Genomic DNA, 21,364 nt, shown 5'->3' on the forward strand with positions numbered 1-21,364 from the left:
AATACATGTTCGAAATTCATATCAATATGGCATCGTCGTACCGAGAAGCGGTCGCAACTGACGACAAAATAGTCAGAGAATCAGCTTGGCAGCGCGACACGCCGTTCCAAATTGCTGCCCGCCCTTATCCATCGCCCGTACGGTGTGAAACGTGAGCAGTAGCGGCCTCATCTACGCGGTCATCGTAGGGGCCTGGGCTGCCTATCTGGTGCCCATGTGGCTCCGCAGGCAGGACGAGCTCAATGAAGCGCGCCCGACCGAGCGCTTCAGCACCGCCATCCGCCTGCTGGCCGGGCGGTCGGGGCTGGAGCGCCGGGCGTCCCGGGTCCTCGACGATGCAGCCGTGCCCTCCGAGTCGAACGAACCGGCGGATCCCACCGCGGACCGGCCGGCCCCGTCCGAGCGCCCCACCGGCGCCGCGACGCTGGTCGGCCTGCCCGCCGACGAGCCGTCACCGGGCGACGCCCCGTCGGTCCCACCGGCCCCGCCGGTCCCGTCGGCCGTGGTCGCGGAGCACCTGGCGGCCGCGCACCCGGCCCGGGCCCGACTGCTGGCCCGCCGCCGGCGGATGGTCACGGTGCTCTTCCTCGCGTTCGCGCTGGGGGCGATCGTGGCGGCGGTGGCCGGGTTCTCCTTCCTGTGGGTGCCGCTGCTGCCCGCCATGCTGCTCACCCTCTACATCGGCCACCTGCGCCGACTGGAGCGGCAGCGCTGCGTGGTCAAGCTGGACCGGGGGCGGGCCGCCACGGCCGCCCAGCGCCTGCGCGAGCGCGAGCAGGCCCGGTCGGCGGCCGACCCGGTCGCCGCGCACCCCGCCGAGGCCGAGCCGCAGGCCCAGGCCGAGCCGGCCCACCGCCCGCCGCTGCGGGTCGCCCCGGCGCCGCAGCAGGCCCTGGTGGAGGCGACCGACCACGAGGAGTGGGTGGACGGCCTGCGCGAGCGCGCCGCGGCCGGCCGGGACTCCTGGGAGCCGGTCCCGGTCCCGCTGCCCACCTACGTCACCGCCCCCGTGGCCCCCCGGGTCTCCCGCGGGCTGGACCTCGGCGCCCCCGGCACCTGGAACTCCGGCCGCACCACCGAGCCTGCCCACACCCCCCTCTTCGACCAGTACGAGGAGCCCCTCGCCGACCCCCGCCCCCGCGCCGCCAACGAATAGGACCTCGGGCGCCGGACCCCGCCCCACCAGCAGGGGCGGTCACGGGCCCCCTCGAAAAGGTGCTAGAGTTTCTTCTCGTTGGGGCTGTGGCGCAGTCCGGTAGCGCACCTCGTTCGCATCGAGGGGGTCAGGGGTTCGAATCCCCTCAGCTCCACCCAACGACTGTTCACGAGTCAGACTCGTGAGGAGTCACGAGATCCCGCCCGATCGTTCTGATCGGGCGGGATCTTTGCGTTAGGAGGGCCTGTTCGAGGGCGTGTCCGAACTCGGTTGGCCTTCGCTGGTGGTGTTCGGCGGTCCGCTGGGTTGGTTCGGGGGTGGTCCGGGATGCGGTGGGCATGCCGGGGTCGCCGCTGGGATGGGGTTCAACGGCAACCGGGGAACGGGCTTTTCGGGACGCGGGCGGAGTGCTCGTCAGGCGGGCGGCGGGGGAAGCCCGTTGGCGGTGAGTTGCATCGGGGCGAGTCCGTCGTAGTCCCGGTCGTTGCCGTCCGCTGCGGGTTCGGGGCTGTTGGTGGCGATCCAGTCGTGGATGATCTGCAGATTGATCATGAGGATCATCAGGGCGAGAAGGATCGTCTGGGCGACGCGGCCGTGGGCGAGGCGCGTCTTGGGGTCGGCGATGTCGATGTGGTGGCCCTTGGCGCGGCCGTTGAGGCCCTCGTTGTGGGCTCGCATCGGCTTGTAGGCGTCGTGCCAGGCGGGGCTGAGGTAGGGGCGGTCCTGGCGGAACTTGTCGATCTTTCCCAGGTCGCCGGGGCGGACGGTGATCGTCGGCTTGCGGCAGATTCGCGGCAGTTCGTTCTTGTCCGGTGGCCGCAGGCGTTCTGCGGGGCTGATCTGGATGCTCGGCCGCGGTGGAGCGTGTGTTGGTGAGGTCCACCACGGCAGGGGCGTCGGCTTGCGGGCGGTGCAGGCGGTTGAAGCGAGCGCAGGTCACCGAGGGGGACGGGCCGGCGGCGGGGCACTGGAGCCGGATGGTCCCGTTTGGGTCGGGTCCCTGCTTGAGCTTGGCGAAGTAGGGGCCGCGCTTGGCCAGGCGCTCTTCCAACTGCTGATCGAGGTCCCGGACGGCCTTGTCGTCCAGGCCAGCGGTCGCCTGCGCGAGTGCTTGCGGGATCGCGGGGCAGGTGAGGGTGCCGTCGACGAGGAGGGCACCGAGGTGGGTGCCCTGAACGCCGCGCTGGTCCTGCTTGTAGTCGAGTGCGAGCTGGTAGCCCAGGCGGCGGGCGGGTTGCTGGAAGTGCTCGGACTTCTGGTCGGTGTAGGCGCGGTCGGCGGCCAGCAGGCCTACGGGAAGACCGAGCGGGGCCAGCGTGGTGAGCGCGTGGACGGTGTTGGGCCCGATGCGCTTGCCGGGGGTGTCCAGGACGGCGCCGAGGGCGAGTTGGGGATGCTTGCTCACACGCTTCCCAACGTGAGCGTGGCCGACGGGGTGGCGACGGCTGGCGGCGACCAGGAGGGTCGCGCTGTGACCGAAGGTTCCCTCGTCGCTGCCGCCGCTGAAGTGCCAGCCGGCGGTGAGTTCGACGGAGGCCAGGCCGCGTCGGTCGCTGGGCTCGTGGTGCCAGGCCGGGACGGCGGTGGTGTCGGCGCCGATGTCGCCGTGCCACCCCTTGAAGAGGCCGCGGCGCTGGGCGAGCCGGACGGTGACCAGCACCAGGCGGTCGCTGATCTCCTGCAGCAGGGCCCGGCGCCGCAGGTGCTCCGGCTCGTCGTCCTCCCAGGCGCTGGCCTGGACTGCGGCGTCGGTGAGGGGGAGCCTTCGCCTGCGGTCGGCGCGGGAGGGGTCCAGGGCCGTGGTCAGGCGGTCGAAGGAGCGGTAGACGCGGCGGCAGAACGCGGTCCGTGCCCACGGGTCGTCCGGATCCACCTCTGGGACGTCGAGCCAGCTGCGGGCAGAGGGCTGGAGCTGGTCGAGCAGGATCCGGCACGCGTTCGCAAGGCTCGCGCTCTGGTGGTAGTGCAGGGACAGCAGCAGTCCGACCGGCACAGTGCGAACGGGCAGGCCGCTCGGGCCCGGACGGCCCGCCAACTCGGCGTCGATCAGGTCGAGGACCCCGGAGCGTTGCAGCAGGAAGTCGAGCTGGCCGACCTTGGAATCCGGGACCTTGGCGGGTGCGTCGGTCAGTGGCCGGGGCCGGCAGTGCTTGATCTTCTCCGGGTTCCGCCAGGCGCGCGGGACGGTCATGCCGGGCGGCCTCGCAGGAGCCGGATCGCGGTGGCGTCGTCGAGCGGGGGAACGAGGTGCTGGTAGCGGGCCAGGGATGCGGCGGAGGCGCGCCCGGCGGCCTTGGCGATCAGGTCGTGGTCGATGCGGTCGCACATCAGCTCGACGATCCAGCCGGCCCGCAGCCTGCCGACCGACAGCGGGGGAAGCCCGCTGGACGGCTGGTGCAGCAGTGACCAGGAGCCGATGAGGTTCTTCGCGTAAGGAGTCGTTCGGCGCGGTCGGAACAGGTAGTTCCCGCCTGCCAGTTCGGCAAGTTCGGCCAGCTCCTCCTCCCACTGGGCGCGGGCGGCCACCGGGGTGCGGCGGATGCCGGCGTGGATCAGCGGATGTCCGGCCCTGGGGCGTCGCAGGTCCCGGCCGCGGGTGGCGGCGAGTTCCCTGGGCATGAGACGGAAGCCGGCCCCGAGCCCCATCAGCGCGAGCGCGTCGGTGCGCTGCTGTCCGCGAAGGTGCGAAGCCCAGTGTCGAAGTCCAGCCAACTCCTGGCTGCTGTAGGGCTCGTGGGGATTCGCAGGTGCGTGCAGTTTTGGTGGGACGGGCTCGCCCCGGTCGGTCCAGGCCAGCGCGTCACGCACTCGCCGAAGCCAGGTCCGGTAGGTCTGCACCGACGTCGGCGCCAGGACCCCCGCCCGCGACAGCACGAACGCGTCGATAACCTCGCCGCGCAGCCAGCTGTCCGGATCACGCGGCAGGCCGTTCGCCTCCGCCCACAGGGCCAGGCCGGCCACCGCGTGCAGGAGCCGCTCGACGTCGTACGGCACCGCTGTGACGGTCGCGGCCACCACCGACCGCACCAACGGCGCGACGTCCTCCCAGGTCGGCGGCGCCTCGCGGGGCCGGTAGCGGGTGATCTTCGCGGACGTGTCTGGATCAAGGACCACGCTCCACGAATACCGGCTGGTCAAGCAGCCGTCAGGGGATTGATCCACTTCAACGGACAGGATGGTGCGGACATGGTCGGCGGAAGCGCCCGCGTACGCCCCCCTCGGGAGCTGACTGAGGATCCGGAAGCCTGGCCCCAGCTGGCCAGCGGCGACATCGGGGCCGAGGCCGTGCGGGTCATCGCCTGCCGCCTGGCCCAGTCGTTGGCCGAACGGCGACTGAGTCTTCGTCAGGCCGCCGCCGGATCCGGGGTGAACCGGCAGGCGATCGCCGACCTGCTGGCGGGCCGGTCCTGGCCGGACGTGGCGACCGTCGCCCGCCTCGAAGCATTCACCGGGGCGAGGCTGTGGCCGGTTGGTACCGGAGTTGAGCGAGACGGAGGGCATTGAGTCTCGATTCCGCCCGGCCGCAGGAGCATTCGCGACCGGGGCACGCTGAAATCGCGCCTCCCGCCGCGAGCGCGTGACACCTCAACTACGCTCGGACATGCGGAAGGCACCTTGATGGGAGCTCACGCAATCTGGGTGCCGTCGAGCTGATCCCTCGACGGCACCCGCTTGTGACGCCGGCCCGCATACGCGGCCGGCGAATCCGGTCACTTCATCGCGACCACCCCGCCATGGACGTACTCGCTCGCCGCGACAGGAGCGGGCTCAAGGGCAGGACGCGCCGGTGCGATCCGGAACCACCCCGGATGGCCCTCGACGACCTTGCCCTGCTTCGCCAGGGCCTTCAGCCTCGACCGGGTCGTCTCGATCCGCCGGTCCTCGGTGTTCTCGCCGATCGCCACCGCGATGTCGCGGACCTTCATCTCCCGGCCGACCGTGGTGAGGATGACCAGCATCCGGTCCACGGCCTCGTCCAGGTGGATCCCGACCGACGGTGTCCGCTTCGGGTGCTTCGCCTTTGCCTTCGGCTTCTGCATCGGCCTTGGCCTGGGCATCGGCTGGGGCTGCGGCGCTGAGGCCGGATCCACCTGCGGTTCGGGACGAAGCTCCGCAGGCTCGGGCTCGGGCGCTGGCCGCTGCCCCGGAATCAGTCCGCCCTCCTCTACGACATTCCCCTTGGGGAGAGCGTCCTCATAGGGGGCGTCCTCAAGAAGGGACTGGACCGTCTCCCGAGTGATCGTCAGCCGGGTCAGACGCTCCTCGGCGGCCGCCATCCTCTCCCGCAGAACGGCCATCTCGGCGTGCAGCGCTTCCAAATCGCCACGCGCGACAGCCTCTTCCGCGTCCGCCGCTCGAACAGCGTCGCCATCGCCAGCTCCTGATCCTCGCCGGTGGCCTGCGGGTTCTGGCAACCAGAACCCAAGCTCAGAGTAGGGCCAGAAGCCAGGACGTGAAGGGATGCTTACTGACATGCACTGATATGGGCAGCCTCCTCCAAAACACGGTATTTGGTGATCCGTCACCAACCCCTGAACGACAGATCTTGGCCGCGCCGAAACGGAGGCAACCTTGCCTGGCCGCCAAGGAGCCAGGCGCGGCGCCGGAGGCGCTCGACCTGATCCACCGCAGGACGCAGGCTCGGACGGTGCCCGTGAGACGGTCCGAGTCCGGCTCCGTCCCGACCTGCCCACCAGCCACGACTTCATGCGGGCCGACGTCCTGGTGTCCGCGAGCTTCGTCGACGCCCGCCTGGAGCTCTACCTCTCCCCGGACGAACGTGACCGCCTGGCAAGGCGAACTTGGTGGGGCGGAGCCCGTGTACCGGACTCCGCCCCATCCCGTGTTCTCGTTGTTACTTCACTGCCTCGACCCCGATCGCTTCGATCACAAGCGTGCCGGTCGCTGCATCGATGACGTCCGTGTAGACGTTATCGGTGACAGGGGGACGGCCCGGGAGCGCGTCGGTGGTCATGCTCCCGTGGACCGTCACCACCCAGACAGACCGGTCCGGCGCAATGTCGTTGTCGGCCCCGATGTGCTGCAGCTGGTCGAACTGGCTGATGGTCATCTTGACCGCGACCGCAGGAAGACCACTGGCGAGCGCGGGTGAGAGCTTCCCGCCCGCCGGGTTCTCGGCGTGCCGGCGGGCTGCGGCCAGAGCCGCATCCTGGGTCATGAGTGCCGTTCCAGGCGCGATGGGCCGGGCCGGCGGGAACTGTGCGGCGCGGGCCGCCTTAGCGTCGTCCTTGCACTGCTGTGTGGTGCAGGTGTGGGGTGCGGCGGTGGGGGTGTCCTTGGCGGATGGCTGCGCGCCGGATGCCGCCGCAGCGGTGGTTACCCCGCCGATGGTCAGGGCGACGCCGACGATGGCAAGGGCGATCCGCCGGACGAGCCAGTGTGACGTCACGGTGCGTGCTTTTGCCATGACCACTCCCCGTCTCCCCGTTGAAGTAGTGAATTCCCTCGAAACCGCAGCCAGAGTCCATATACTGACTGGTCCATGCCGGCTGCATCCAGTTGCTATTGGTGTCTTCGAGCATGGCGTACATGTCGAAGTTGTTCGCCCAGCCGGCTCCCTGTACGCACGTGCTGTTTACGTATTCCCCACCGATCTGGTCGAACCATCCCGTCCAGTCACCGGTCACCGTACTGGTGCTGATGATGGTGTCGTTGAAGTAGACGTCCCATACGTTCGTCGCACCGGACCGGCTGAACTTGTATGTGTCGAAGACATTGTCGTTGGGCGCGACATGAGAAATGATGTGCCGATACTCGGTGTCGCCGTTAGGAGCGCCAGAGTGGTCGGCCCAGAACGCGTCATATGCGACACATCCACAACTGCCACTACTGGAACCCGAGTCGTCCCCGTCCCGCAGCCCGGCTTCCAGGTAGTTCCCGTTGCCCAGCTCCAACCAGAACTCGCTGTTGATGTGTGCGCCCGGCAGGCCGTATCCGGTGCCGATCGACAGATAGTTGCGACGAATCTGCGCCCAAGCCCCTGCGTACCCCTGGCCCGAATACCTGGCTACGGAGTAGCAGTGGTACTGGCAGTTTGCATCAGCACTGGCCGGCACAGTCAACGCCACCGTGCCCACCAGTGCGAGCAGCAGGGCCAGCACCGCCGTCCAGCAGCGCCGCGCAATTCCCTCAAATACTTGCATCGGCCCCCCTTCAATTTCAAAAATGGATCGACCCTAGGCGATCCATCCTTCCAGCACCCCTTCCGCCGGTCTATTGCCCATCAGGACAATGATATTTGGAATATATAGGACATTATGCATATTCGGGTCCGATTGCACATTTTGAACTTCCTCATGATCTGCGCGATATGAGCCTTTACGGTCCGCTCGCTGATGCCCATATTCGTAGCAAGCTGGCGATTCGATCCACCCGAAGCCAGACCGAGGAAAACCTCTAGCTCCCGCGGAGTCAGCGCCGATGCGATTGCACCGATATGTGGCGCAAATTCCATGGGATCCCGCGGCGGCAACCACGCCCCTCTTTCGGCCTGCCATGGACCCGTCACCGCAGGACTGCGACGCCCCCTGTCAGTCGAAATGCAGGCGCCAAGATGTGAATCTTCAGAGAACATGAATCACTAAATGCCCAGGCGGGCCGCCAGTTGCACATGCCCGCCGCCCGGTAGGGATAAATCGTAGATTTTTATATATCTGGCAATATACGCATTTCAGATATGATGGCGCTCTGGTGCCATTTCCATCCACGCGGCGCCAGTATCGGCCTACGCGCTCGGCCAGCGCAGCGGCGCCGCTGTACCTGCTCGGCCCCGTACTCGCCTGGGCACCCGCTCCACCTCAGAGCAACACATCCGCAGCGGCAGTCCTGGCAACCCACACGCCAGCCCCCGGGCCTCGCCTGCGTCACCCCCTCTGGGCCCAATAGTCCGACGTAGGGATCTGCCTGAGGAACGTTGCATAGTCCCCTGGCCCGACGACCGAATCCACCCTCGAGAGCCCCGGTGCTGCTGCGCCGGGCACAGAGCTGCGAGGCGGCAATCCTCTCCGGGCACCCTCGGCATCCGGCCAGCCTCAGCAACGAGGTAAAGCGCACCGTAGTAGCGGCACCTTGCACGGCCGGCTGTCCTCAGCAGTGCCGAAACGAGTGCCCTGCTGAGGACCAGCCACGCCCCTCAGCAGCGCCCGATGAGGGTGGCAGGGCGCCACCGTCCCAAGCTGGCCCGATGATCCGGTCCTCGGACCAGTGGACTCCGATGCCCCCGTTCGGGGCCGCCGCTGGACAGCCCCGAACGGTCCGTCATAGAGCCACGATCAGCCACCCCGCCTGGCCGGGAGGGCACCCTCGTACCTCCGCAGCACCCGTCATCGGCGTTTGAGCGCAGCCCAGCCTGCTACGAACCGATCCTGTGGTTGGAGACAGTTGCGCCGTCCCGCTTCACGAACACCTCTGTGCCGTCCGCTCCTGCGGTGCGCTCGACGAACACCCCCTCCGGCCCCAGCTTTTCTCCAGGAAGCAGTTCAGCGCCTAGAATTGACGGCACCACAACGGTCATGCCAGGCGCCGCCAGATCGAATGCCGTCCACTGCTGTGTTCCGCCGACACTGGTCCGGACGACAAACCCGACGTCGACCGTCGCGGACGGATCGGGCGCCGGCCGGTCGGTCCGGACCGTCAAACCACCCGACTGCCCCGCCCCGGAGTCCCCCGTGGTGACCCAGGCGATCCTGAGCTCGCCGTCCTTGGCCATGCCTTCGAGCAGGAAGACAGCGGGGACGCTCCCGCCCGTGTCGACACCCGCCTTGCCGGTCCCGTACAGGACCCGCACCTCGCGGTGCGCGCCGCCACCGGCCTCGTCCCAAGCCCGGACTGCCTCCGCCCGTGCCGCCTGGTCATCGCCCAGCTCACCGCGGGACGGCCAAGGAAGGTACTCGGTCGTGGTGGCACGGGTGGCTGACGGAGCGGGGGCGCTGGCGCGTGATTCGGCCAGCACAGTGCCGGCCACGGCCACGGAGGCGACCAGCACCGAGACACCGGTGACGATCCCCGCGCGGCGGCGGCGCAGCCGGCTCGCGTGCCGCAGCGCTCCCGCCACGGGGTCTATCGGAGGCGTGCAGTCGTCCGCCAGATCCGCAAGGCGCGTGGACAAGTCGTCATATTCCATGGGATTCCTCCTGGAAACCGGACTTCTCTCCGAACTCCCCGGCGGTCGTCGTCAGCAGCATGCGCAGGCGCGCGAGCCCCCGTGAAGCGAGTGTCTTGACCGTCCCGGTGGAGCAGTTCAGAGCCACGGCCGTGTCCTGCTCGCTCAGGTCGGTGTAGTAGCGCAGCACCACCACGGCCCGTTGCCGCGACGAGAGCTGCATCAGCGCCGCCTGGAGCACCAGCCGGTCGTCCGCCCGGTACGTGCCGCTCCCGCCGTCCCCCGTCTCCACGGCCACCGCGGTCGGAACCTCCCGGCGCCAGTGCCGGCGCAGGTTGCTGCGGTGCGTCGTCACCAGCACACGACGGACGTAGGCGTCCGGACTGCCCAGCGCGGTAACCCTGGGCCAGCGCAGGTAGAGCTTGGCCAGCGCGGTCTGCAACAGGTCCTGCGCGTCGGCGTCGTTGCCGGTCAGCAGGTAGCAGACCCGCTTCAGCCGATGGGCGTTCCCCGACACGTACTCGGTGAACTCATCGCGGTCCCCCACCACTGCCTCCCGTTTGTACAAGCAACGCCGACGACAACACGCTTCAGGCAGCACACCACGTTGACACCGTTACCAAAACGTGTCTGACACACGATCAGAGCTCGGGCACGACTCCCAAGCACATCCACAGTCCCATGTGCCCCATGAGATGGCCTCCCACCGAATCGCTGCCTCTCGGGAGGCAGGTACCTGGCAAGTGGCACGCTGACTGACCTGACCGGCCGCGACCAGGCCCGCGTGGTCCGGGACCTGGACCACGTCACGGCCGTCGTCACACTCGATGTGCGCGCCATACGCACCATTCGCACCCTCCGCCGCAGTTTCGACGAGGCTGCTCCGGCCGCTTACCGGCAGACCAGCACCGCCGCCTCCTGTATCGCCCCTCTGATCAGGTGACAGCCCGCAGGACTGCCCAAGTCCATCCGCTGCTACAGGTTGTGGAGGTAGGCGAGCTGGACGGTGCGGGCGGCCTGCTCGGGGGTGTCGTGCTGCAGGGCCTCCTGGGTGGCGTGGTCGCCGATGAAGTAGCCCTCGGTGAGCGAGCGCTGGCCCTCAACGTTGAAGCGGTAGGCGCCAGCAGCGGCAGGGCCGACCAGCAGCCACCAGGACAGTTGGGTAGGCGCTTTGACGAGCTGCGCTCAAAATTTGGGAAACGATCACCCGCCATCCGGGAAGCGATATTTCCAACCCGGCTGTGATGTCGCTGGTAGGCGCTACTCGTGAACACCCCACCCAACGGGATCCCGTCCAGAGCAACTCTGGGCGGGATTCTGCGTTTTGCGGGTCCGTCAGCCGCGCCGGGGTGGCGGGCAGCAGTGACCCGGCCGGCCCGCTGGGTGCGGGTCGGCCGGGTCGGCCGGGGCGGCCGGGTCGGGTGGGGGCCGGGGAGCGGTCACGCGCGGTCGCGGTGGGCTTGGTGGATCGCGTCGACGCTCCTGTTCGTTTCCGTCTGCTTCTGTGGCAAGTGATCAGGGCCGGTAGGCCGGCAGGCCCGGGGTGGCGACCGTCGGCTTCGGGGTGTGCGAGCCGTCGGCGGGCACCAGCACGATGCCGTCCGGGGTCCGCGCGGCGATCTCCTTGCCGGAGGGCGCCCAGGCCGGCTCGGTGTAGTCGGTGGCGGCCTGCGGGGTGAGGTCGCGCGGCTGCGGGTTCTGGGTGTCCAGGTCGAGGGCGAACAGGTGGTCGTGGCCCTCGACCGAGCGGACGAAGACCACCTCGTGCTCGTCGGGCGACAGTGCCGGCTCGGAGCCCTGGGTGAGCTTGCCGCCCTGCTGGCGCAGCGAGTCGTCACGGATGTAGACCAGCCCGTCCCCGGTGTTGGCGTACACCGCGGTGCCGTGGCTGCCGCCCACGTTGGGCCAGACGTTGCCGGTCTTCGGCAGCGGCTGGGCGTTGTCCTCGGCGCCCTCGGCGTTCAGCGACAGCGGCGTCACAGTGGCGCCGGTGGCGTCCGCCGGAACCCCGGCCAGCGTGGTGCTGCCGCCCTGGTCCACGGTCAGGAAGATGCGGTTCTTGGCCGGGTTGCCGAGGTCGGGGTCGCTCTTGACCACCTGCCAGCTCGGGTGCGACCAGGTCTGCCGGCCCGGGTTCTCGGCCACCGTCACCTGGCCGGTGCCGTCCGGCCTGCTGACCACCAGGTTGCCGTTGCCGTCGATGAAGGCGGCCCTGCTGCCGTCCGGGGACCAGGCGAGGTCGCGCACCGGGGTGTGGAAGTCGACGGTGCTGGAGTCGAGCAGCACGATCGGGGTCCCGTTGCTCACGGTCAGGTGCGGGACGCCGGTGCCGTGCGCGGGTGGGGCCGGACGGCTCGGCGAAGCGCTGGTGCCGGGGCGGCCGCCGGGGGTGCCCGAGGCGGTCGGCCGGCCGGCGGCGCCGCTGCTGCTGGGCGGGGCCGGCCGCGGCCGGGACCTCGTCCGGGCCGCAGGCGGTGAGCAGCAGGGTGGACGAGACCCCGAGCGCGGCGGTGAGGGCGAGGGTGGCGGCGCAACGGCGCCGACCACGAGCGGCCATGGGAACTTCCCCCCGGAAGAGCAGGTGTGGTCGGTGGCACCAGCATGGCGAGCCCGGGTCCGGATCGGGTCGGTCCGGCGTCACGTTCCTGCAACAGGGGGAGAGGTGAGGGGATGTCAGAGTCCCAGCTGGCGGGCCCGCAGCGCGGCCCGCTCCAGCAGCCGGTGGATGTCCGACTGCCGGGTGCTCGCCCGGTCGTTGTACTCGTCGGGCGAGGCGACCGGCCGGCCGGTCGCGTGCAGCACCTCCATCACCTGCGTCCGGGCGGTCTGCACGGTGCGGGGCGAGCCGTAGCCGTGCGCCAGCACCGCGGCCTGGGCGCCGAGCAGGCAGACCCGGCCCGTGGCGTCCCACATCGCGCCCTGCAGCCAGCCGTGCTGGGTCAGGTACCGCGAGGTCAGCCCGAGGTGCTGGGCCGCGCTGACCGGCACCGGGCGGGCCGGGCGGTGGGCCAGCCGGTCCAGCATGGTGCGCCGGGGCAGCGGGTGCTCGGCGTTCCACGGCTGCAGGGTGCGGCCGTACGGGCACACGTACGGGACCGGGTGGCGGGCCGGGGCGGGCAGCGAGGCCAGGTACGCCTCGATCTCGGTGACCAGGCCCGAGTCGTCGGGGCTCAGGGTCAGCGGCGCGGCCGGCAGCAGGGTCAGGCGCACGGGCGGGCTCCTCTGTCCGAAATGTGGCATTTGAATGCCTTTCATCCTGCGTCCCGGAGCGGCCGCCTCCGGGGAACCCTGAGTCGGGGGCGTGTCGTGGTCAGCCTGAAGTCGGAGACCCTCGGTCCTCCGGCGGGGGGAGCGGCTCCTGCGGCGGGGGGACGCGCGCGGGGGGCGCGGGCCAGCACCATGGGGAGGGTCACTTCGGGAAGGGGAGCGCCATGCGGCTCAGGACCAGCAGCATCGTCGGGATCACCGCCACCGCCCTCAGCGTGGCCGCCATCGGGTACACCGTGCTGCCGGTGGTCGGCGAGTTGCTCGGCGGGCCGGGCAGGCCGCAGGCCGGCTACGTCTCCGGCGCCCAGGCCAAGGCGGCCCGCCCCTCGCTGCCGCACTGGCTGCCGGACAGCGCCACCGAAGTCGACTACAAGGCGTCCAGCGACGGCGGCAACCGCCTGCTGCACGCCCGCCTGACCGACGGTGCGCTGCCCGCCGCGTGCACCACCGCGGTGTCGTCGGCCAGGCCGGCCAAGCTGACCGCCCGCTGGTTCCCGGCCGGCATCGACGTGCGGCCCACCGCCAGCTGCGGCCAGTACCTGGTCGTGCTGGACGGTGAGCAGCTCTACGCCTGGCAGACCGACGCCGCCCGGGTCCCCGTGGCGGAGGCCGCCGCCGCTCGCTGAGGCGGCGTCAGGGTGCGTGAGTGTCAGGGCGCCTGCGCGTCAGGCGCCTGAGGGCCTGAGGGCCTGAGGGCCTGAGCGCCTCGGTGTCAGAGCGCCGCAGCGGCACTGAGCGCGGCGCGCAGCTCGGCGGCCGGGTCGCCCTCGTGGTAGCGGCGCTCGCTCGGCTCGATGGCGTCCAGGAACTCCTGGTACCGCACCGCGTACGCCAGGTGGGAGAGCGGCGCGGCCAGCCGCAGCGCGCCTGCCGGGTCGCTGCCCGGGGCCAGCGTGCGCCAGGCCTCGCACCACAGCTCGGCCGCCTCGGCCCACCGCTCCTGGTTCAGGAAGTCGGCCGGGCGCAGCCCGTCGAAGGCCGGGTGGCCCCAGTAGGCGTCCGCGAAGTCCACCAGCACGCTCTGCCGCCCGGCCGAGCGCCAGTTGCCGGGGTGGAAGTCGCCGTGCACCACGGTGAGCGGCAGCCCGCAGGCGGCCAACTGCTCGACCAGCTCGGGCAGCCGCTCGACCAGCGCGCGGGCCCGGTCCAGCTCCTCGGCGGTCAGCTCGGCGCCCGCCTCGCCGTCCAGCAGCAGCTTCACCGCGGGGACCAGCGTGGCCGGGCTGCGGTCGGCCAGGCCGTCCGGGGCGCCGCCCGGGTAGCTGGCGGCCAGCGCGGCCTGGGCCCGGGCCAGTCGGGGCAGGGTGGCCGCGACCACCTCGCGGGACGGGCCCCAGCAGTCCTCGCCCGGCACGTGGTCCATCAGCAGCAGCCGGCGCTGCGGGTCGGCGGCCAGCACGGTCGGCACGAACTGCGGGTCCACCCCGCCGAGCAGCTGGACCACCAGCGACTCGTCCACCGCGAAGTCGCGGCCGGTCTTGAGCCAGACCGGGCCCTCGGCGGTGGGCAGCCGGAACAGGCCGGCCAGGTTCCAGGTCTTCATCTGCGCGACCGGGCCGGTGACCGGGCGGCCGGCCGCGGCCAGCGCCTGCTCGGCCCACTCCAGCGCGGCGCGGACCCCGTCGGCGGTGGCGTAACCGGCGCGCAGCGGGTGCGGGCGCAGGCCCGCCGGGTCGGCCTCGGCGGGGGCCGCCAGCTCGACGGCCGGCAAGGCGAGCGCCTCGGCGTGGTACGTCACCAGGCCGCCGCGGCCGCTCCCGCCGCCCGCCACGTCCACCAGCCGCAGCACCACGGTCGGCACTCCCAACACCTCGGCCAGGTGCTCGTTGACCGGAGCGACGTCGTGCCAGCGCGGTCGCTCCAGCGGGAACGGGCCGACTACCCCCAACAGTTGTTCCCGATGGGAGACCCACACCTGCGCCGTACGATCGTTTGCACTGTTCACCGGGGCAGTCTGAGGGGTGTTCAGCTTCCTGGCGATCGAATTTCCGAACAGGCGACCGTCCGCCACCTCTGGCCCGACCTGGCAGAAACCGGACACACCGGATCAAATGATGGATAAATATGTCAATCCATCACTACGGTGGCGTCAGATGCCCGTCGAGTCGGAAGGACCCCACCCGTGAGCAACCTGTTCGCGCTTGCATACCCGGACCTCGCCACGGCCCAGCAGGTCCGCAACGAGGCGATCAGCCTGCAGAAGCAGCAGTTGCTGGACCTGGAGGACATCGTCGTCGTCGAGCGGCGCCAGGACGGTCGGATCAAGCTGCACCAGGCCACCAGCACCACCGGCCTGGCCGCCGCCTCGGGCGCGCTGTGGGGCGGGGTGATCGGCCTGCTGTTCTTCATGCCGTTCCTGGGGGCGGCGGTCGGCGGGGCCACCGGTGCCGCGGTCGGCGCGTCCACCGACATCGGGGTGGACGACGGCTTCATGCGCCAGGTCGGCGAGCACCTGCGGCCCGGCGCCGCCGCGGTCTTCCTGCTGGTGCGCAAGGCCACCGCCGACAAGGTGGTGCCGGCGCTGGCCAAGTACCAGGGCCAGATCATCCAGACCTCGCTCTCGGCCGAGGCCGAGGAGCACCTCAAGGAGATGGCCAAGGCCGCGCAGCCCGCCTGACCCCGCGCCGCACCTGCCGCCATGGCCACCCCCGCTGCCCTCGCCAACGCGGGGCGCGAAGGCCCCGCCCCGCGGCCGCGGACCGGCCGGAACACCGAACTGCTCCTGCTGGTAGGCGCGGTGGCGGTGGCGGTCTTCGGCTACGTCGAGGTCGGTGTCAACATCGACGGCCACGCCCCGGCCGACGCCGCGCGCTACGGAGCCGCGCTCGGCGGTCTCGCGCTGGCCGCCCACGTGCTGGTGCGCTGGCGGGCCCGGTACGCGGACCCGCTGCTGCTGCCCACCGGCGTGCTGCTCAACGGGATCGGACTGGTCGTCATCTACCGGCTGGACCGGGCCACCCCGCGCAGCCACGCCGCGCCCACCCAACTGCTCTGGTCCACCCTCGGAGTGGCGCTGTTCGCCCTGGTGGTGGTGCTGCTGCGGGACCACCGGTGGCTGCGCCGGTACGCCTACAGCGGCGCGCTGGTGGCCCTGGTGCTGCTGGTCGCCCCGATCTTCTTCCCGGCCGTCTACGGCTCGCGGATCTGGATCACCGTCGGCTCCTTCTCCATCCAGCCGGGCGAGTTCGCCAAGATCCTGCTGGTGGTCTTCTTCGCCGCCTACCTGGCCACCCACCGCGACGCGCTGGCACTGACCGGCAAGCAGCTCTGGAAGCTGCGACTCCCGCCCGGCCGGGTGCTCGGGCCGATACTGCTGGTCTGGGCCGCCTTCGTCGGGGTGCTGGTGCTGGAGACCGACCTGGGCACCTCGCTGCTCTACTTCGGCATCTTCGTGGTGCTGCTCTACGTGGCCACCGCCCGGACCGGCTGGATCGCGATCGGCCTGCTGCTGGCCGCGGTCGGCGTGGTGGCGGTCGGCTGGCTCTCCCCGCACGTGCACGGCCGGGTCGACCAGTGGCTGCACCCGCTGGCCTCGATCGGGGCCGGGCAGGGCGCCAACCAGATCGCCCAGTCGCTGTTCGCCTTCGCCTGGGGCGGGCTGCTCGGCGAGGGGCTGGGCAGGGGCCATTCGATCCTGATCGGCTTCGCCGCCAAGTCGGACTTCATCCTGGCCACCGTCGGCGAGGAGCTCGGCCTGGTCGGCCTGCTGGCCGTGTTCCTGCTCTACTCGGTGCTGGTGGCCCGCGGCTACCGGACCGGGATCGCGCTGCGGGACCCGTTCGGGCGGCTGCTGGCGATCGGCCTGGCCACCATCATCGGCCTGCAGGTGTTCGTGGTGGCCGGCGGCGTGCTGGACCTGATCCCGCTGACCGGCGCCACCCTGCCGTTCGTCGCCCAGGGCGGCTCCTCGGTGGTGACCAACTGGATCATCGTGGCGCTGCTGGTCCGGCTCAGCGACACCGCCCGCCGCCCCGCCCCGCCGGCCCTGGAGGGCTGATGCTCCGTCGACGACGCCGACCTCCCGGGCCGGGGACCGGTGGCAGCGGTCCGCAGGGCCCGCCCGGCATCTCCACCACCGGGCGCCGGGCCGGCCTGTTCTGCGTGCTGCTCACCGTGCTGCTGGGCGTGCAGGCCACCCGGGTGCAGTTCTTCCAGGCCAAGAGGTACGACCACAACCCGGCCAACCAGCGCCCCGCGATCCTCCGATACGACCAGCCGCGCGGCCCGATCCTGGTCGGCAGCGACCCCGTCACCGGCTCGGTGCCCACCGGCGGCCGCTTCGACTACAAGCGCAGCTACCCCGACGGCCCGCTGTACGCGGCGGTCACCGGCTACTCCTCGCAGATCTACGGCAACACCCAGCTGGAGGGCACCGAGGACGCACTGCTCTCCGGCACCGACTCCCGACTGGCGGGCTGGGCGCTGTGGGACGCGCTCTCGCGCCACCAGGACCCCGGCGGCCAGGTGCACACCACCATCAACAAGGCCGCCCAGCAGGCCGCGATGCAGGGCCTGGGCAACCAGAAGGGCGCGGTGGCCGCGATCGAGCCGGCCACCGGGCGGATCCTGGCGCTGGCCTCCACCCCCTCCTACGACCCGGGCAGCTTCGCCGGCTCCGCCAACGCCGACCAGGAGGCCTGGACCAAGCTGCAGGCCGACCCCGACCAGCCGATGCTCAACCGCGCGCTTCGCCAGACCTACCCGCCCGGCTCCACCTTCAAGGTGGTCACCGCGGCCGCCGCGCTGACGGCCGGCGTGGTCACCGACGTCAACGCCCCCACCGGCGCCCCCTGGCCCTACGTCATGCCCGGCACCACCACCACGCTGGTCAACGACACCACCGCCTGCGACCGGCCGAACCTGGACCTGGACACCGCGATGACGCTCTCCTGCAACAGCGTCATGGGCTACCTGGGCGTGCAGACCGGCCTGGACAAGATGGTGGCGACGGCCCAGAAGTTCGGCTTCAACGACGCCCGCCTGGACACGCCGGTGCGCGCCGCCCGGAGCAACTTCGACACCGGCATGAACCAGTCCCAGCTCGCGCTCTCCTCGATCGGCCAGTTCGACACCGCGGCCACCCCGCTGGTGATGGCCATGGTCGCGGCGGGCGTGGCCGACAACGGCACCGTGATGTATCCCCAGCTTGTGGACAAGCTCACCAGGTCCGACGGCAGCACGGTCCAGCTGATGCAGCCGCGCAGCTACTCCCAGGCGATGAGCCCGGTGGTGGCCGGCCAGGTGCAGCAGCTGATGACCGACGTGGTGGACAACGGCACCGGGCGCAACGCCCGGATCGACGGCGCCACGGTCGGCGGCAAGACCGGCACCGCCCAGCACGGAGTGGACAACTCCGGAGTGCCGTACGCGTGGTTCATCTCCTGGGCCAAGCCGAGCGGCTCCACCCAGGTCCCGCCGGTCGCGGTGGCCGTGGTGATTGCGGACAGTGACGCCACCGACGTCACCGGCGGCGGCCTGGCCGCGCCGATCGCCCGTAGCGTGATGCAGGCGGTGCTGGGCGGCGGATCGTGAACGTTACTGCCCAGTAAGGGGATGGCGGGGGCGCATAGCCGATGGGACACCATCTGAGAAGCCTCCGCGGACGGAGGACAGCGGCACCGTCGCCGCCCTAACCTTCCACCATGGTGACCACCCGTTCGTCCGGAGCGCCCCGAGCCCGCGGCCGCTTCGGTGTCCGGCGCGGCACGCCGAACGCCACCGGGCCGACCGTCCGGCACCCCGGCGGCCACCCGGTGGGTCACCGCCCGGGCAGCGCCGATCCCACCTACCCGCGCCCCCTGGCCGGAGTGCCGCAGCAGCGCCCGTTCACCCGGACGGACCAACAGGTGCACCCGCGCCGGGCCCGCCTCGCCGCCTTGGCCACCCGGTGCACCGGCCGGGCCACCCGGCTCGGTGACCGGCGGCTGGTCCACCTGCTCGGCTGCCTGGTCGCGGCCGGCTGGGCGGCGGCCTTCCCGCTGGTCTCCAACCTGGGCAACCAGCGGCTCTGGGGCGAAGTCGCGGCCCCCGCCTACCTGCTGGCCGGCCTCGCCGTCATCACCCTGCCGCGCCGGGTGGCCGGCCGGGTGGCCGCCGCCGTCGCGCTGCTCGGCGCGGTGCTGCTGCCATTGGGCGTGCTCGCGGCGCAGGGGCGCCACCAGTCCGAGGTGATGGTGGTCGAGCGCTCGGCCCGGCTGCTGTTGCACACCGGCACGCCGTACCTGCCGCACCCGGTCGCCGTCACCGACTTCAACCCCTACCTGCCGTCGATGGCGGTGTTCGGGCTGCCCCGGGCGGTGCTCGGCGACGCCAACCCGGTCACCCAGGTGCTGGGCGACGCCCGGATCTGGTTCGCCCTCACCTTCCTCGGCTGCCTGACCGTCAGCTGGCGGCTGCTCAGGCCCGCCCCGCAGCGCTCCCCGCTGCTGCCGCTGGGCGTCCTCACCGGCTCGCCGCTGATCGCACTCACCCTGGCGGTCGGCGGGGTGGACCTGCCGCTGATCGGGGTCTGCTGCCTGGCCATGGCACTGGCCGCCCGCGAGCGCACCCTGGCCGCCGGCCTGGTGCTCGCACTGGCCTGCACCCTCAAGTGGACGGCCTGGCCCGCGCTGCCGGTGGCCGCCCTGCTGCTCTGGCGGGTGCACGGGCGCCGGGCCGCCGCCCGGACCACCCTGACCACGCTGCTGGTCGGCGGCGCGGTGGTGCTGCCCTACCTGCTGACCCGGCCGCAGGACCTCAAGGAGCAGGTGGTCCGGTTCCCGCTCGGGCTGGCCGCGGTCCGCACCCCCGCCGGCAGCCCGCTGCCCGGCAAGGTGCTCGCCGACCTCGGGCCGACCGGGCACACCCTGTCGCTCGTGCTGCTGGTGCTCGGCGGGATCTCGGTGGCGGGCTGGCTGCTGCTGCGCCCGCCCACCACCGCGGTGGCGGCCGCCGACCTGCTGGCCGCCGGGCTCACGGTGGCCTTCATGCTCGCCCCTGCCGGGCGGTTCGGGTACCTCGCGCTGCCCGTGGTGCTGGCGCTGTGGCCCCGGCTGGCCGCGCGCAGCTGGCGCGGGCGGCCGGTCGCCGATCCCCGTACGGTGGGGAGCACGAGCCTGGTCGCCACCCACTAACCGGGGCCTGACGGTGTGTGGGGGACCATGGAAGCCTCCAGACCCCGACACCCAGGAGTGGCGCATGTCCGAGCAGCGGTCCCCCGACGGTGCGCGGGGGAGCGGGCGGCGGCGGTTCCTCGGCCTGGCCGGCGGTGCGGCGGCGGGCCTGGGGCTGGCCGCGTGCGGTGCCGCCGACAGCGGCGGCGGCACCGGCCCGGGTGCCTCGGTGCGTGCGGGTTCGCCCGGAGCCGCGGGCTCCTCGCCCTCCTCGTCGGCGCAGCGGGAGAACGACCGGCCGGGCAACCCGGACTGGCGGATCGGCAACGCGGGCGCCGACCGGGCGATCGAGGGTTGGGCGGACCGGGTCAGCGTGCTGCCCGGCGAGAGCTTCGGCCTGCACGTGTCCACCACCGCGCCCGGTTACCAGGTGACGGCCTACCGGGTGGGGTACTACGGCGGCGCGCGCGGCCGCAAGGTCTGGCAGTCCGCGCACCTGCCGGGCAGCAGGCAGTCGGCGGCCGTGGTGGACAAGGCGACCCGGATGGTGTCGACCGGCTGGTCCAGGAGCACTGCGGTGGACACCACCGGCTGGCCCGAGGGCAGCTACCTGCTGCGGCTGGACGCCGACGGCGGGGCGGGGCAGCGGTACGTGCCGGTCACCGTCCGCTCGGCCGACACGGCGGGCAAGGTGGTGGTGGTCAACGGGGTGGCCACCTGGCAGGCCTACAACGAGTGGGGCGGCTACAACCTCTACAACGGGCCGACCGGCGGCTATCCGACCCGCTCGCTGGTGGTCTCCTTCGACCGGCCCTACCAGTACGCGGACGGCGCCGGGCTGTTCCTGGTCTACGAGGCGCCGCTGATCGCGCTGGCCGAGAAGCTCGGGCTGCCGCTGGCCTACACCACCAGTACCGACCTGGCCGGGTCGCCGGACCTGCTGAAGGGCGCCCGGGCGGTGCTTTCGCTCGGGCACGACGAGTACTGGTCGCAGGAGCAGCGCGCGCACGTCACGGCGGCGCGCGACGCCGGGACCAACGTGGCGATCCTGGGCGCCAACTGCTGCTACCGGCGCGTGCGTTACGAGCCATCACCGACCGGGGCGGACCGGCAGGTGGTCTGCTACAAGACCTCCTTCCAGGACGACCCGGGCTTCAGGGCGGGCAAGCCGCCGACCAACGACTTCCGGGCGGCACCGCAGGCCGACCCGGAGTCCTCGCTGCTCGGGGTGATCTACGACGGCTACCCGGTGGACGCGCCGTACGTGGTGACCAACCCCGGGCACTGGCTGTTCGCCGGCACCGGGGTCAAGGCGGGCGACAGCTTCCCGCACCTGGTGGGGGTGGAGTACGACCGGGTCAACGCCTCCTTCACCACGCCGCGCCCGATCGAGGTGCTGGCCCACTCGCCGGTGGTCTGCGAGGGGCGCAAGAGCTTCAGTGACACCGCCTTCTACGCGGCCCCGAGCGGCGCGGGGGTGTTCGCGAGCGGCACCATGCGCTGGGTGGAGGCGCTGGACGCCACCGGTGACGGCAAGTCGGGTGCCGACCACTCGATCGACGGTCAGGCCGGGGCGCTGGTCCAGAAGGTGACCGAGAACCTGCTCACCGCGTTCGCGGCGGGGCCGGCGGGCAAGGCGCATCCGCCGCAGGACAATGTGGCGGCGGTGTACGGGGGGAAGCACTGACGCGTGGCGTGACACTCGAAAAGCGATGACAGCTGACAGAT

Annotated in this window: 20 protein-coding genes and 1 tRNA gene; 10 read left to right on the forward strand and 11 right to left on the reverse strand. The window is 71.4% G+C overall.

What is annotated here, in order from left to right:
* Nucleotides 1–151 precede the first annotated feature (151 nt).
* Nucleotides 152–1,156 (forward strand): divisome protein SepX/GlpR, encoded by a 1,005-nt coding sequence (sepX, locus tag C7C46_RS09985; RefSeq protein ID WP_110667952.1) that lies wholly within the window; start codon nt 152–154, stop codon nt 1,154–1,156.
* A gap of 80 nt (nt 1,157–1,236) precedes the next feature.
* Nucleotides 1,237–1,310 (forward strand) — tRNA-Ala (locus tag C7C46_RS09990).
* A gap of 260 nt (nt 1,311–1,570) precedes the next feature.
* Here the strand turns inward: C7C46_RS09990 and C7C46_RS09995 are convergent.
* A complete protein-coding gene (locus tag C7C46_RS09995) occupies nt 1,571–1,834 on the reverse strand; it encodes a hypothetical protein (protein WP_110667954.1) in 264 nt (87 codons plus the stop codon).
* An 88-nt stretch (nt 1,835–1,922) separates the two neighbouring features.
* On the opposite strand from C7C46_RS09995, the gene C7C46_RS10000 reads away from it, so the two are divergent.
* The gene (locus tag C7C46_RS10000) at nt 1,923–3,413 is read left to right on the forward strand and encodes a hypothetical protein (RefSeq protein WP_110667956.1); all 1,491 of its coding nucleotides are present in this window, start codon (nt 1,923–1,925) and stop codon (nt 3,411–3,413) included.
* Here the strand turns inward: C7C46_RS10000 and C7C46_RS10005 are convergent.
* Complete coding sequence (locus C7C46_RS10005; protein ID WP_245984322.1) at nt 3,344–4,270, reverse strand: hypothetical protein; 927 nt, start codon at nt 4,268–4,270, stop codon at nt 3,344–3,346. The genes C7C46_RS10000 and C7C46_RS10005 overlap by 70 nt on opposite strands.
* Nucleotides 4,271–4,342: 72 nt before the next feature.
* Here C7C46_RS10005 and C7C46_RS10010 point away from each other — a divergent pair, with 72 nt between their 5' ends.
* Nucleotides 4,343–4,660, forward strand: a complete 318-nt coding sequence (locus C7C46_RS10010) for a helix-turn-helix domain-containing protein (protein ID WP_110667961.1) — start codon at nt 4,343–4,345, stop codon at nt 4,658–4,660.
* A gap of 206 nt (nt 4,661–4,866) precedes the next feature.
* Here the strand turns inward: C7C46_RS10010 and C7C46_RS10015 are convergent, their stop codons facing one another.
* The 8 genes from C7C46_RS10015 to C7C46_RS10050 form a co-directional block, all read right to left on the reverse strand.
* Nucleotides 4,867–5,475 (reverse strand): hypothetical protein, encoded by a 609-nt coding sequence (locus C7C46_RS10015; protein ID WP_110667963.1) that lies wholly within the window; start codon nt 5,473–5,475, stop codon nt 4,867–4,869.
* A gap of 536 nt (nt 5,476–6,011) precedes the next feature.
* Complete coding sequence (locus C7C46_RS34245; protein ID WP_146259040.1) at nt 6,012–6,335, reverse strand: hypothetical protein; 324 nt, start codon at nt 6,333–6,335, stop codon at nt 6,012–6,014.
* 58 nt (nt 6,336–6,393) lie between these two features.
* Entirely contained in the window at nt 6,394–7,320 is a 927-nt protein-coding gene (locus C7C46_RS34250; protein WP_146259041.1) for a hypothetical protein, read from the reverse strand.
* 80 nt (nt 7,321–7,400) lie between these two features.
* Nucleotides 7,401–7,751 (reverse strand): response regulator transcription factor, encoded by a 351-nt coding sequence (locus C7C46_RS37705; protein ID WP_110667968.1) that lies wholly within the window; start codon nt 7,749–7,751, stop codon nt 7,401–7,403.
* Nucleotides 7,752–8,528: 777 nt separating this feature from the next.
* The gene (locus C7C46_RS10030; RefSeq protein WP_110667971.1) at nt 8,529–9,299 is read right to left on the reverse strand and encodes a hypothetical protein; all 771 of its coding nucleotides are present in this window, start codon (nt 9,297–9,299) and stop codon (nt 8,529–8,531) included.
* Nucleotides 9,289–9,825, reverse strand: coding sequence for a SigE family RNA polymerase sigma factor (locus tag C7C46_RS10035; RefSeq protein WP_245984323.1), 537 nt, complete (start codon nt 9,823–9,825; stop codon nt 9,289–9,291). Before C7C46_RS10035 ends, C7C46_RS10030 begins: the two co-directional genes overlap by 11 nt.
* Nucleotides 9,826–10,793: 968 nt before the next feature.
* Nucleotides 10,794–11,585 (reverse strand): TolB-like translocation protein, encoded by a 792-nt coding sequence (locus C7C46_RS10045; RefSeq protein ID WP_110667976.1) that lies wholly within the window; start codon nt 11,583–11,585, stop codon nt 10,794–10,796.
* A 366-nt stretch (nt 11,586–11,951) separates the two neighbouring features.
* Nucleotides 11,952–12,488 carry a DUF6197 family protein gene (locus C7C46_RS10050; RefSeq protein ID WP_110667978.1) on the reverse strand — a complete coding sequence of 179 codons (537 nt, stop codon included), beginning with the start codon at nt 12,486–12,488 and terminating at the stop codon, nt 11,952–11,954.
* Nucleotides 12,489–12,709: 221 nt separating this feature from the next.
* Here C7C46_RS10050 and C7C46_RS10055 point away from each other — a divergent pair, with 221 nt between their 5' ends.
* The gene (locus C7C46_RS10055; protein WP_110667980.1) at nt 12,710–13,171 is read left to right on the forward strand and encodes a hypothetical protein; all 462 of its coding nucleotides are present in this window, start codon (nt 12,710–12,712) and stop codon (nt 13,169–13,171) included.
* Between the two features lie 86 nt (nt 13,172–13,257).
* Here C7C46_RS10055 and C7C46_RS10060 read toward each other — a convergent pair whose 3' ends face one another.
* Nucleotides 13,258–14,433, reverse strand: coding sequence for a phosphotransferase family protein (locus tag C7C46_RS10060; protein WP_245984324.1), 1,176 nt, complete (start codon nt 14,431–14,433; stop codon nt 13,258–13,260).
* Nucleotides 14,434–14,667: 234 nt separating this feature from the next.
* On the opposite strand from C7C46_RS10060, the gene C7C46_RS10065 reads away from it, so the two are divergent.
* The 5 genes from C7C46_RS10065 (at nt 14,668) to C7C46_RS10085 (ending at nt 21,323) form a co-directional block, all read left to right on the forward strand.
* Nucleotides 14,668–15,162: a DUF1269 domain-containing protein gene (locus tag C7C46_RS10065; RefSeq protein WP_110667984.1), complete on the forward strand. Its 495-nt coding sequence runs from the start codon at nt 14,668–14,670 to the stop codon at nt 15,160–15,162.
* 21 nt (nt 15,163–15,183) lie between these two features.
* The gene (locus C7C46_RS10070; RefSeq protein ID WP_110667986.1) at nt 15,184–16,542 is read left to right on the forward strand and encodes an FtsW/RodA/SpoVE family cell cycle protein; all 1,359 of its coding nucleotides are present in this window, start codon (nt 15,184–15,186) and stop codon (nt 16,540–16,542) included.
* A complete protein-coding gene (locus C7C46_RS10075; RefSeq protein ID WP_110667988.1) occupies nt 16,542–18,077 on the forward strand; it encodes a penicillin-binding transpeptidase domain-containing protein in 1,536 nt (511 codons plus the stop codon). The genes C7C46_RS10070 and C7C46_RS10075 overlap by 1 nt, the downstream gene beginning before the upstream one ends.
* Before the next feature lie 110 nt (nt 18,078–18,187).
* Nucleotides 18,188–19,657 carry a glycosyltransferase 87 family protein gene (locus tag C7C46_RS10080; protein WP_110667991.1) on the forward strand — a complete coding sequence of 490 codons (1,470 nt, stop codon included), beginning with the start codon at nt 18,188–18,190 and terminating at the stop codon, nt 19,655–19,657.
* Between the two features lie 64 nt (nt 19,658–19,721).
* Entirely contained in the window at nt 19,722–21,323 is a 1,602-nt protein-coding gene (locus C7C46_RS10085; protein ID WP_110667993.1) for a N,N-dimethylformamidase beta subunit family domain-containing protein, read from the forward strand.
* Nucleotides 21,324–21,364: the final 41 nt, after the last annotated feature.

This window comes from Streptomyces tateyamensis (assembly GCF_003205575.1).
Taxonomy (GTDB): domain Bacteria; phylum Actinomycetota; class Actinomycetes; order Streptomycetales; family Streptomycetaceae; genus Kitasatospora; species Kitasatospora tateyamensis.